This window comes from Halobacterium yunchengense (genome assembly GCF_037031165.1).
Taxonomy (GTDB): Archaea; Halobacteriota; Halobacteria; order Halobacteriales; family Halobacteriaceae; genus Halobacterium; species Halobacterium yunchengense.
In genome coordinates this window covers 315854-327189 of record NZ_JAYEZL010000003.1, presented here as the reverse complement: position 1 = coordinate 327189, position 11336 = coordinate 315854, and the positions used below count along the sequence as shown (strand labels likewise).

Below are 11336 nucleotides of genomic sequence, written 5' to 3'. Positions count from 1 at the left end.
ACGCCACCGGTGAGGTATGTGTGGCCGGTACGCGCTGTTCAGCGACCCGCCCGTGCTCGCCGACGAGTTCGGGCTGGCGGACGCGAGCTACGAGCGGACGTACAACGCGGCGCCGTCCGAGGAGCTGCCGGTCGTGCTCGACGACGCGCCGGCGTCGCTGTCGACGGCGCGGTGGGGGCTGGTGCCGTCGTGGGCGGACGGCCCGGGGAGCGGCCCGGACCCGATCAACGCGCGAGCGGAGACGCTGACGGAGAACCGGGCGTTCGCGGACGCCTACCGGGAGCGCCGCTGCGTGGTGCCCGTCGACGGGTTCTACGAGTGGGTGGAGACGGCCGACGGCACGCGGCCGCACTTCGTGTCGCGGACGGACGACCGGCCGTTCCTGCTGGCGGGGCTGTGGGAGACGTGGACGCCCGAGCACAGGCAGACGGGTCTGGGCGAGTTCGGCGGTAGCGGGCCGGGCCGCGACGCGGAGCCCGTGCGGTCGTTCACGGTGGTGACGACGGAGCCGAACGACTTCCTCGCGGACTACCACCACCGGATGGCGGTCGTCCTGGACGGCGACGAGCGCGACCGGTGGCTGACCGGCGACGACCCGCGGGAGCTACTCGAGCCGCGGCCGTTCGACCTGGAGGCGTGGCCGGTGTCGACGGCGGTCGACGACCCGACGACGGACCGCCCGGCCCTCGTCGACCCCGTCGCGTAGGACGGCCGCGGGGCTGGGTGGCGTCGGGTCGCGGAGAACGCCGCCGGTTGCCCCGGCAGCCGCCGGCTACAGCGCCGGCGGCTCGGAGCGTGTCAGAGGCACAGCCGGTGTGTGTACACCAGCAGTTACCATGACGTAATCCCGACGGCTTCACGTTACCGTCTGCGGTCCGCGTCGGAGACTGGTACTACAGCATAAGTCTGGCGACCTTTTATGTACCTGGGGGCGGAACTGTGCGCCGAGAGACCGCATGGCCGACTCGACCGACGACGCCATCGAGGTGCTCGCGCGCCGCGTCCCGCTGCTGCGAGTGCTCGCGGACGGACCGCGGTCCAAGCGCACCCTGGTCGAGGAGCTGTCGCTGTCCCGGTCGACCATCGACCGCGCGGTCCGCGACCTCGAGGCGCTCGGGTTCGTCGCGCGCAACGACGGCGTCTCGCTCACCCTCCAGGGACGGCTGGCGCTGGACGCCTACGAGGAGTTCGCGGACACCGCGGCCGCCGTCGACGAGGCGTCGGCCGTGCTGGACCCGCTCCCCGCGGACGCCACCGTCGACACGGCGCTGCTCCGCGGCGCGGACGTCGTCGGCCCGGACCCCGTCTCGCCGCAGCGGCCGTTCGTCGCCTACAAGCGCCTCGTGTCGGAGGCGACTGCCGCCCGCGGCTTCGCGCCCGCCGTCCTCGGCGACAACGTCGCGGTGTTCCGGGACCGCATCGTCGAGGACGGCCTCGTCGCGGACCTCACCGTGTCCGCGGACGCCCTCGACGAGCTCGTCTCGGCGTACGCCGACCCCGTGAACGACGCGCTCGAGACCGGCCGGCTGACGCTGCGGCGCGCGACGACCACCCTCGAGTACGGGCTGATGCTGCTGGAACTCCCCGAGCGCACCGTCGTGACCGCGCTCGTCTACGACGACCGCGGGCTCACGGGCACCATCCGCAACGACGCGCCGGCGGCAGTCCGGTGGGCCGAGGGCGTCTACGAGGACCTCCGCGAGGCCGCCACGCCTCTCGACCGCTGAACGGCGCCACGGGCGGACCCCCGCGGCCGCCGACGGCGGTGCCGCGTCCCCCACTCCTTAAGCGCCCGCACCCCAAGCCTGGGGTATGATTTCGGTGCGCGGGCTGGAGAAGCGGTACGGCGACGTCGCCGCCGTCGACGGCGTCTCCTTCGACGTCGCGGCAGGCGAGGTGTTCGGGCTCGTCGGCCCGAACGGCGCGGGGAAGACGTCCACCCTGAAGATGGTCTGCGGGCTCGTCGAGCCGTCGGCCGGCGAGGTCGAGGTGAACGGCCTCCCCGCGGGCGACCCCGAGATGCGGCGCTCGCTGGGGTTCCTGCCGGAGGAGTCGCCGCTGTACGACGAGATGTCGCCGCGGTCGTACCTCCGCTTCTTCGCGGACCTCTACGGCGTCGACCGGCCGACCGCCGACGACCGCATCGACGCCGCGCTCGACCGCCTCGACCTCGACGCCCGCGACCGCCCCGTCGGGGACTTCTCGAAGGGGATGAAGCGGAAGGTCGCCATCGCGCGGTCGCTCGTGAACGACCCCGACGTCCTCGTCTACGACGAACCCGCCAGCGGCCTCGACCCCCTGACGACGAACACCGTCGTGGAGTTCACGCGCGAGCTCGCCGACGACGGCAAGACCGTGGTGTTCAGCGCCCACGACCTCCACCACGTCGAGTCGGTCTGCGACCGCGTCGCCATCATGCGCGACGGCGAGGTCGCCGCGAGGGGGACGCTGACGGAGGTCCAGGCCGAGCACGGCCGCGTGGAGTACCGCGTGTTCACGGACGTCGCCGTCGACGGCGCCGAGCCCGCCGGCGACCGCTACGCGACCACCGTCGACACGATGGACGAGGTGGAGGCCGTGCGGTCGGCGGCACGCGCGGCGGGCGGCGGCGTCGTGGACATCCGCACCCGGGAGTCGACGCTGGAGGACGTCTTCCTCGACGTGGCGGGCGCATGAACCTCGGGAACGTCCTCCGCATCGCGCGCTGGGAGACGGCCCGCAGCGCGGGCGACGTCGACCGCCGCACGGCCGTCGCGTTCGTCGTCGTCCTCGTCCTGCTGGCGGCGCTCGCACCGGCGCTCGTCGCGTACGGCCCGACGCCCGGGGAGGGAATCTACCGCGTCGGCGTCGCCGAGGACAGCCAGTACCGGGACGTGGTCGCGTCCGAGCCGTCGCTGGTCGCCGTCGGCGCGTCGCGGGACGCGGTGGTCAGCGGCGACGCCGACGCCCTGGTCTACGAGGGGCGGTTCGCGTGGGCGAACTCGCCGAAGGGCGACGCCGCGCTCGCGGCGCTCCGGTCGGCGACCGTGCGCTACAACGACGCGCTGATGGCCGAGGAGGCCGACGAGGCCGCGGCGTTCCCCGTCCTGGTGTCGCTGTCGTACGCCGACCAGTCGGTCACCGTCACCGGCCAGCAGTCCGACGGCGACGCCGACGGGAGCGGACCTGGCGCCGGCGGTGACGGGGACGACACTCGGGCCGACGGGGCCGGCGGCGACGCTGGCGGCGCGAACGGCGACGACGGCGGTGCCGACGACGCCGGTGGCGCCGGAGGCGGCGACCTGCCGGAGCCGTCGGCGGGCGGCGGCCTCGGCGGCCTGCTCGGCGACGAACAGACCGGCACGCCGTCGTCGCTGTCGCCGCCGTTCCCGCTGCGCTCGCTGGTGCTGGCGTTCGCGTTCCTGCTGCCGCTGAACGTCGTCATCCAGGCGTACGGCTCCAGCGTGCTCGCCGAGCGCATCAACCGCCGCGGCGAACCGCTGCTGGTCGCGCCCGTCTCCCGGGGCGACGTCGTCGCCGGGAAGACGCTGCCGTACTTCGCCGGCGCGCTCGCGCTCATCGCCGGCATCGCCGCCGTCGTGGGCGCGGGCCCGCTCGCCGTCGCCGCCGTGGCGCCGCTCGCGGCGCTGTTCCTCGCGGCGACGTTCCTCGGCGCGATGCTCGCGCGCTCGTACAAGGAACTCACGTTCGTCACGGTCACCGTCAGCGTCACGCTCACCGCGTACGCGTTCGTCCCCGCGGTGTTCGCGGAAGTCCACCCCATCGCCGCCATCTCGCCGCTGACCGTCGTCGTCGACGCCATCGCGGGCGCCGGCACCGACCCGGGCGCGTTCGCGCTGGCGACGGTGCCGCCCGCGCTCGCCGCCCTCGTCATGTTCGGGCTCGGCACGGGCGTCTACCGCGAGGAGGACATGTTCACGCAGCGCCCGCTCCCCGCGAAGTTCCTCGACGCGCTCGCCGCGCCGCTGGACTCGCGGCTCCGCGTCGGCGTCTGGACCGCGCTGTTCCTGCCGTTCGTGTTCGTCGCCGAGCTGTTCGCCGTCGCCGTGCTGTTCGTCGCGCCCGTCGAACTCTCGGTGCCGCTGCTGCTCGCGGCCGTCGCCGCGATCGAGGAGCTCGCGAAGAGCCTCCACGTCTTCGCCGCCTTCGAGCGCGGCCGCTTCGACCGCTCGCTTGGCACGTCGCTCGCGCTGGGCGCGCTCTCCGGCGCCGGGTTCTTCCTCGGCGAGAAGCTCCTCTTGCTCACCCAGCTCGTCGGCCTGCCCGGCATCGAGCTCGCGCAGTTCGCGTTCTCGCCGTCCGTGGTCGGGCTGCCGCCCGGCGTGTTGCTCGTCGCGCCCCTGCTGTTGCACGTCGCGACCGCCGGCATCTCCGCGGTCGGCGCCGCACGGGGCAGGCTCGCGTACGTCGCGGCCGTCCTCCTCGCGGTGCTCGTACACGTCGCGTACAACGTCGCGGTGGTGGTCGGCCTTGCGTAGGCTCGTGCTCGCGCGGCGGACGCTCGCGTCGCTGCGCTCCGAGAAGACCATCGTGCTCGCGCTGGTCATCCAGCTGTTCATCGCCGCGTTCTCCTCGTTTCTCGTCGTCGGCCTCGTGTCGCTGTACGACCCGGGGAGCACCGGCGACGCCCTCGACGTGGAGGTCGGCGTCTCCGGGAACGCCAGCGACGACCTCGCGGCCGTCGTCGACGGGGACTCGCGGAGCGCCGTCGTCTACGAGGACCGCGCGGCCGCGCTCGCGGACTTCCGGGACGGCCGCCTCGACGCGGTGTTGCACGCCACGAGACAGCCGTCGGGGCGGACGGTCGTCGCCGCCACCGCCCCCGAGGGGTCGTTCCGCACGACGTTCGTCGTCACTCAGCTGAAGGACGCGCTCGCCGCCTACGAGCGCGAGCGCCGCGCGGACCTCGCGGACTCGCTGTCCCGCCAGCCCGTCGACCTGCCGCCCGACCGCGACGCCAACCCCTACTTCTCGTTCACGTACACGGTGTTGCTGCCGCTGCTTTCCTTCCTGCCGGCGTTCATCTCCGGGAGCGTGATGGCGGACAGCCTCGCCGAGGAGCTCGAACGCGGCACGCTCGAACTGCTGCGCGTCGCGCCGCTCTCGCTCCCCGAGGTCGTCGACGGGAAGGCGCTCGCGCTCGTCGGCCTCGCGCCCGCCCAGGTCGCGCTCTGGTTGGCGCTGCTGGCCGCCAACGGCACCGCCGTCGCGAACCCGCTGGCCGTGCTCGCGCTCGTCGCCGGCGTCGCGGCCGTGCTCGTCGCGGGCGGCGCCGCGCTCGCCATCGGCGTCGGCGCCCGCCGGGAAGCCCAGCTGCTGTACTCGTTCGGCGCGCTCGCCGCGTTCGGCGCGGCGTCCCTGCTCCCGCAGAGCCCCCAGAACCTCGTCGCGCGCCTCGCCGTCGGCAGCCCCAGCCTCGGCACGTGGGCGTCCCTCGCCGCGGTGCTCGCGGGCGCCGCGCTGGCGTACGCCGGCCTCCGCCGGCTTTCGGGGACGGTCGCCGAGTGACCGGCTCCCGAGGGCTGTGGGCGCAGCCGCCGGGTGACCGGCGCGCCCCGAAACGTGGTTTCATTACTCGGCGCCCCGAACGCCGAGCCACGCAACCGATGAGCCAGGAGGAGGTCGCGGTCGACGCCGAGGAGACGACCGCTCTGGACACCTTCCGGCAGTTCTTCGCGCTCGAACGGGACGTGCTCGTGCTGTCGCTGGCGATGTTCGCGTTCAGCCTCGGCTTCCAGATGACCAGCCGCTTCCTCCCCGAGTACATGCTCGAACTCGGCGCCACCGGCTTCGTCGTCGGCCTCTACGGCACCGTCGGGAACGTCGTCTCCGCGGTCTACCCCTACCCCGGGGGCGCCGTCTCCGACCGCCTCGGGTCGCGGTACGCGCTCACGCTGTTCGGGCTGGTCTCGACGCTCGGGTTCGCCGTCTGGCTGGTCGCGCCCGGCGTCGGCACCGTCCGAGTCGCGGGCGTCGGCGTCGAACCCTGGGTGTGGATCTTCGCCGGCCTGCTGCTCGCGCAGGCCTGGAAGTCCTTCGGGCTGGGCGCGACGTTCGCGGTCGTGAAGCAGGCGACGGACCCCTCGCGGCTCGCCGCCGGGTTCGCGGCCACGGAGACGTTCCGCCGGGTCGCGTTCCTCGCAGGGCCCGTGCTCGCCGCCGTGCTCATCGGCCTCCACCCCTCGTTCGCGGTGAGCTTCCAGTACGTGCTCGCCGTCGCCGTCGTCTTCGGCCTCCTCGGCACCGCCGCCCAGCACGTCCTCTACGACGCCAGCGAGGACTCCATCGGCGGGCGCTTCGAGGGGCTCGCCCAGGTCCGCGCGGACCTCCGCGAGATGCCCGACCCGCTGCGGCCGCTGCTCGTCGGCGACACGCTCGTGCGGTTCGCGAACGGCATGGTGTACGCGTTCTTCATCCTCGTGCTCACGCGCGTCCACGACCTCGGCCTGGAGACCACCGTCTCGCTGGCCGGGGTCTCGTACGCCGTCGACCTCTCGCCGGAGGCGCTGTTCGGCTACCTGCTCGGCGTCGAGATGCTGGTCGCGCTGCTCGTGATGGCGCCCGCCGCGAAGGCCGCCGAGCGCGTCGGCCTCAAGCCCGTCGTCGCCGCCGGGTTCGCCGTCTACGCGGTGTTCCCGGTGGTGCTCGTCTACGCGCCCGGAACGGTGCCCGCGATGGTCCTCGTGTTCGCGTTCTCCGGCCTGCGGTTCGCCGGCCTGCCCTCGCACAAGGCGCTCATCGTCGGGCCCGCCGAGCGGGACGCCGGCGGCCGCGTCACGGGGACGTACTACCTCCTGCGGAACACCGTCGTGATCCCGAGCGCGGCCCTCGGCGGCTACCTCTGGGACTTCGTGAGCCCCGAGGTGGCGTTCACGCTCGCCGCCGCCATCGGCGCCGTCGGCACCGGCTACTTCCTCGCGTTCGGCGAGGAGTTCGAGGCGTACGCGTAGCGAGCGGGCTGCCGGTCCCGAGGGTGGCCAACGGTTTTGCCCCCGGCGTGCGAGCCTCCCCTCATGGAGTACACGACACTCGGCGACACCGGGATGACGGTCAGTCGCGTCTGCCTCGGCTGCATGAGCTTCGGGTCCTCGGACTGGCGGCCGTGGGTGCTCGACGAGGACGAGGCCCGCCCCGTCATCGAGCGCGCCATCGACCTCGGCGTGAACTTCTTCGACACCGCGAACATGTACTCGCGGGGCGAGAGCGAGCGCGTGCTCGGGGACGTCCTCGCGGACTACGACCGCGACCGCCAGGTCGTCGCGTCGAAGGTCTACTTCCAGATGGACGACGACGACCCGAACTCCGGCGGGCTCTCCCGGAAGACCGTCGAGCAGGAGCTGGACGCGACCCTCGACCGGCTCGGCATGGAGACCCTGGACCTCTACCAGACCCACCGGTGGGACGACGACACGCCCATCGAGGAGACCCTGAACGCGCTCACGGACGCCGTCCGCCGCGGCAAGACCCGCTACGTCGGGACGTCCTCGCAGTGGGCCCACCAGTTCGCGGACGCGCTGCACACCGCGGACCGCGAGGGCTACGAGCGGTTCGTCTCCATGCAGAACCACTACAACCTCGTCTACCGCGAGGAGGAACGCGAGATGCTGCCGCTCTGCGAGGCGGAGGGCATCGGCGTCGTCCCGTGGAGCCCGCTCGCGCGCGGCTACCTCACGCGACCCCACGAGGACATCGACGCCACCGAGCGCGCGCAGGCCGAGGAGAACCTCTACGAGCACCCGTACCGCCGCAACGGCGGCCGCGAGGTCAACGAGCGCGTCCGGGAGCTCGCCGCCGAGAAGGACGTCGAGATGGCCCAGGTCGCGCTCGCGTGGCTGTTCCACAAGGACTGGGTGGACGCGCCCATCGTCGGCACGACGAGCGTCGAACACCTCGAGCAGGCGGTCGAGGCCCTCGACGTCGACCTCACGGACTCCGAGATGGCGTACCTCGAGGAGCCCTACGAGCCGGTCCCCGTCTCCGGCCACGAGTAGGGATGGACCCGGGCTCGTACACGCTGCTCGTCTCGCTCCCCGAGGCCGCCACCGTCGAGTTCGGCGCCCGGGGCGCCTACGACCTCGACGCCGGCTGGTACGCGTACACGGGGTCGGCGTTCGGCGCGGGCGGCCTGGCGCGCGTCGAGCGCCACCGCGAACTCGCCGCAGGCGGCCGCGACGCCCGTCACTGGCACGTCGACTACCTCCTCGGCCACCCCGAGACCGCCGTCGAGTCCGTCTACGTCACCGACCACGAGGACGTCGAGTGCGAGGCCGCGCGGCGACTCGCCGGCGACGCCGCGCCGGTCGCCGGCCTCGGCGCCTCGGACTGCGACTGCGACACCCACCTCGCGTACGCCGCCGACCGGGGGACGCTCGCGGTCGCGGCCGCGGCCGTCCACGACCGACGCTGGCGCGACGGCTGACGCGAACGACGAGGACCGACGCTGCCGCGACGAGTGAGCCCGGCGGCGACAGCCTACTCGGGCAGGTCGTGCAGGAACGCCTGGAACTCCAGCGTCCGGCCCTCGGGGTCCTCGCCGAAGAACTGGTAGATGTCGTACCGCTCGTTCACGCGCGGGTCGTCGACGGCCACGTCCGCCAGCTCCTCGCGCCTCCGGTCGACGGCCTCCCTGGTGTCGTAGTACAGCGTCACGACGCCCTCGGTCTCGGGGTCGCCGTCGGCGTCGCAGAACCCGAGCTTGAGGTCGTCGTGGCGGAGGACGGTGCAGCCGTCCTGGCGGAGCCACACCTCGAAGCCGAGGCGGTCGACGTAGAACTCGACGACGCGCTCGCGGGCCGCCGACCGGAAGAACACGATGCCGCTCACGGCTCCGGGCGCTCGACGACCGTCCACTCCGACGGCGTACCGGACACGCCGCGCACGCGCACCTCGTGGTCGCCGCCGTCGGTCACCCGCACCTGCAACACGCCGTCGAAGAGCTGGCTGATCGTGTTGATGGTCTGGTCGTCGTGGCTCTCCGGGTCCACCGAGAAGACGCCCAGCCAGCCCTGGGACTGGATCTGGCTCGTGAACACGTGCAGGAACCGGAACAGCCGCTGGAGGTCGACGTACATCAGCAGCGGGGACAGCGAGTCGAAGCCGACGCGCAGCCGACCCACGCCCGCGTCGCCGGCCTCGCGGGCGATCTCGGAGAACTCGATGCCCATGCCGGTGAGGTCGCCGGGCGAGGAGACGTACCGGACGGCGTCGCCGCCGGTGGTGCTGCCGCTCTGCGCGCTGACGCAGTCGACGGCCCGGAGGAACCCGGGCGCCCCGGCGACCGCGTCGTCGTACTCGCGGAGCACCTCCTCGGCGGGGTCGCGGGACGTCACGAGGACCGCGCCCTCGCCGTCCCGGTCGCCGCGCGCGAGCAACCGCAACAGGAGGTCGCGCTTGCCCGACATCGCCGCCCCGCTCAACAGGAGGTTCGTCCCGTCGTCGAACCCCGACACGAGGTCGGCCGGGAGCACGCCGTCGACGTTGTACGTCATCTTTGTGGCGAAACCGACACCGCTCGCGGCGCTGTGTCGCTTCGTGATTCCGACACGGAGACACATAAGTGTGTGCGAGACGCCGCTCTCTCGAGCCCCCTCGCGGGGGACGCGGCGGTCCCCGAACTGGACGTGACGGAGGGCTGACGGCTCGATGCGGGGCGAACGCTCGCGCTCGTCAGGGCGGCCCCGGGTGGACGTCCGCGAGGTCGTTGAACCGCGCCACGTCCGTGTCCTCGCCGACCACCACCAGCGCGTCCCCCTCCCGGACGCGGAAGTCCGGCTCGGGGTTCGCGACCACGTCGCCGTTCCGCTGCACCGCGACGACCGTACAGCCCGTCCGCGCGCGGACGTCCGCCCCGGCGAGCGTCTGGCCGACGAACCCCGGCGCCTCGGTGCGCACGATGTCGACCTGCTTGTCCAGGGCCATCACGTCCTCGTCGAGGATGGTCCGCGCGAGCATCCTGCCGGCGACGGTCGCGAGCGCGAGCACGTAGTCGGCGCCCGCCGTGTACAGCTTCTGGACGCTCTCGGTGTCGTTCGCGCGGCAGATGACCTCGACGCGGTCGCTCGCCTCCCGGGCCACGAGCGTCGAGAACACGGTCGACGCGTCGTCGCCGAGCGCGAGGACGAGCGCGTTCGCGTCCGCGACGCCGGCCGACTCCAGGGTCCCGCCCGCCGTCGCGTCCCCCACGACGTCGACGCCGGGGCGGTCCTGCCTGTCGACGACCGTCGTGTCCACGCCCTCTGCTTCCAGGGTCTCGCGCACGGTCGACCCGACCTCGCCGTAGCCGGCGACGACCACGCTGTCGACGGTGCGCTCCCGCTCCGCGGCGAGCGTGCGCTCGACGAACGACTCCAGGGCGGCCTCGCGGCCCGCCACGAGCAGCACGGAGTTCCGGTCGAGCCGCCGGCCGTCGTCGACCGACGCGACGAACTCGCCGGCGAACCACGCCCCCACGACGGTGACGTCCTCGCGCTCCAGGACGCCGGTCTCGCCGAGCGTCTCCCCGTCGAGGTCGCTGCCGTGCTGGACCGGCATCTCCACGACCTGGAAGTCGTCGCCGACCTCGACGGCGTCGCCGAGCCGCGGCGTGACCGCCTGCATCACGTGGCGCGCGAGGCTGCGGCCGAGCAGCTCGCGCGGACTGAGCACGCGGTCCGCGCCCGCGTACCGGAGGTACGTCGACAGCGACGGGTCCTCGACGAAACACACCGTCAGGACGTCGGGCGCGAGCTCGTCGACGGTCAACGCGATGGTCGCGTTGCGCTCGTCGTCCTCGTCGAGGACCACCGCGCGCGCCGCCGCGACGTTCGCGCGCGCGAGGGCGTCCTCGGTCTCCGGGTCGCCGTGGACGACCGTCCAGCCGTCCTCGTGCAGCGACAGCGCCGTCTCGCGGTCGTCGGTCAGCACGACGTAGTCGACGCCCTGCGCGTCGAGTTCGGCGGCGAGCGTCTCGTCGCGCGTGCCGAACCCGCAGATGACCACGTGGTCGGCGAGGTCGACGCGCCGCGGCGGGTCGTCCTCCAGGCGGTCCTCCAGCCACGGCACCACGAACAGCGGCAGCGTCAGGAAGATGAGGAACACGCCGCTGAGCTGCATGAACACCACGAGCGCCAGCATCGGCGTCGACTCCCAGGGGGCGTACGCGCCGTAGCCCGTGGTGGTGAACGTCTGCACCGTGAACTGGGCGGCCTGCGCGTACGTGACGGCCTCCCCCTCGAGGGCGGCCATGCCGTGCTTGAACGTCACCGCGTACGCGACCGCGACGGCGGCCACCAGGCCGAGGTAGGAGACGGCGCGCCGGCCCTGTTCGGACATCGACCCAGCGTAGCCCCGGCACGGAC

Annotated in this window: 11 protein-coding genes; 8 read left to right on the top strand and 3 right to left on the bottom strand. The window is 73.2% G+C overall.

From position 1 onward, the window contains the following. Window positions 1-16: 16 nt before the first annotated feature. The 8 genes from U5911_RS10790 (at window position 17) to U5911_RS10755 (ending at window position 8419) form a co-directional block, all read left to right on the top strand. Window positions 17-706 (top strand): SOS response-associated peptidase, encoded by a 690-nt coding sequence (locus U5911_RS10790; RefSeq protein ID WP_336037047.1) that lies wholly within the window; start codon window positions 17-19, stop codon window positions 704-706. Between the two features lie 250 nt (window positions 707-956). Continuing rightward, window positions 957-1727, top strand: a complete 771-nt coding sequence (locus tag U5911_RS10785; protein ID WP_336037046.1) for a helix-turn-helix transcriptional regulator — start codon at window positions 957-959, stop codon at window positions 1725-1727. Between the two features lie 85 nt (window positions 1728-1812). Next, on the top strand, window positions 1813-2676 hold the full coding sequence (locus U5911_RS10780) for an ABC transporter ATP-binding protein (RefSeq protein WP_336037045.1): 864 nt from the start codon (window positions 1813-1815) through the stop codon (window positions 2674-2676). Continuing rightward, window positions 2673-4478, top strand: coding sequence for a PrsW family intramembrane metalloprotease (locus U5911_RS10775; protein ID WP_336037044.1), 1806 nt, complete (start codon window positions 2673-2675; stop codon window positions 4476-4478). Before U5911_RS10780 ends, U5911_RS10775 begins: the two co-directional genes overlap by 4 nt. Next, window positions 4471-5508 carry an ABC transporter permease gene (locus U5911_RS10770; protein WP_336037043.1) on the top strand — a complete coding sequence of 346 codons (1038 nt, stop codon included), beginning with the start codon at window positions 4471-4473 and terminating at the stop codon, window positions 5506-5508. Before U5911_RS10775 ends, U5911_RS10770 begins: the two co-directional genes overlap by 8 nt. Before the next feature lie 98 nt (window positions 5509-5606). After that, on the top strand, window positions 5607-6950 hold the full coding sequence (locus tag U5911_RS10765; protein WP_336037042.1) for an MFS transporter: 1344 nt from the start codon (window positions 5607-5609) through the stop codon (window positions 6948-6950). Window positions 6951-7013: 63 nt separating this feature from the next. Beyond that, window positions 7014-7991, top strand: coding sequence for an aldo/keto reductase (locus U5911_RS10760; protein WP_336037041.1), 978 nt, complete (start codon window positions 7014-7016; stop codon window positions 7989-7991). Between the two features lie 2 nt (window positions 7992-7993). After that, a complete protein-coding gene (locus tag U5911_RS10755) occupies window positions 7994-8419 on the top strand; it encodes a GIY-YIG nuclease family protein (RefSeq protein ID WP_336037040.1) in 426 nt (141 codons plus the stop codon). A 53-nt stretch (window positions 8420-8472) separates the two neighbouring features. Here the strand turns inward: U5911_RS10755 and U5911_RS10750 are convergent, their stop codons facing one another. The 3 genes from U5911_RS10750 to U5911_RS10740 all read right to left on the bottom strand — a co-directional run bounded on the left by U5911_RS10750 (window position 8473) and on the right by U5911_RS10740 (window position 11310). Continuing rightward, complete coding sequence (locus tag U5911_RS10750) at window positions 8473-8823, bottom strand: VOC family protein (protein ID WP_336037039.1); 351 nt, start codon at window positions 8821-8823, stop codon at window positions 8473-8475. Next, window positions 8820-9488, bottom strand: coding sequence for an RAD55 family ATPase (locus U5911_RS10745; RefSeq protein ID WP_336037038.1), 669 nt, complete (start codon window positions 9486-9488; stop codon window positions 8820-8822). The genes U5911_RS10750 and U5911_RS10745 overlap by 4 nt, the downstream gene beginning before the upstream one ends. 178 nt (window positions 9489-9666) lie before the next feature. After that, a complete protein-coding gene (locus tag U5911_RS10740) occupies window positions 9667-11310 on the bottom strand; it encodes a potassium channel family protein (RefSeq protein ID WP_336037037.1) in 1644 nt (547 codons plus the stop codon). Between the last annotated feature and the right edge of the window lie 26 nt (window positions 11311-11336).

Bases quoted from the DNA above. Each gene is read 5' to 3' on its own strand.
- U5911_RS10790 (WP_336037047.1), top strand. From the start codon at position 17: ATGTGTGGCCGGTACGCGCTGTTCAGCGACCCGCCCGTGCTCGCCGAC.
- U5911_RS10785 (WP_336037046.1), top strand. From the start codon at position 957: ATGGCCGACTCGACCGACGACGCCATCGAGGTGCTCGCGCGCCGCGTC.
- U5911_RS10780 (WP_336037045.1), top strand. From the start codon at position 1,813: ATGATTTCGGTGCGCGGGCTGGAGAAGCGGTACGGCGACGTCGCCGCC.
- U5911_RS10775 (WP_336037044.1), top strand. From the start codon at position 2,673: ATGAACCTCGGGAACGTCCTCCGCATCGCGCGCTGGGAGACGGCCCGC.
- U5911_RS10765 (WP_336037042.1), top strand. From the start codon at position 5,607: ATGAGCCAGGAGGAGGTCGCGGTCGACGCCGAGGAGACGACCGCTCTG.
- U5911_RS10760 (WP_336037041.1), top strand. From the start codon at position 7,014: ATGGAGTACACGACACTCGGCGACACCGGGATGACGGTCAGTCGCGTC.
- U5911_RS10755 (WP_336037040.1), top strand. From the start codon at position 7,994: ATGGACCCGGGCTCGTACACGCTGCTCGTCTCGCTCCCCGAGGCCGCC.
- U5911_RS10745 (WP_336037038.1), bottom strand. From the start codon at position 9,488: ATGACGTACAACGTCGACGGCGTGCTCCCGGCCGACCTCGTGTCGGGG.
- U5911_RS10740 (WP_336037037.1), bottom strand. From the start codon at position 11,310: ATGTCCGAACAGGGCCGGCGCGCCGTCTCCTACCTCGGCCTGGTGGCC.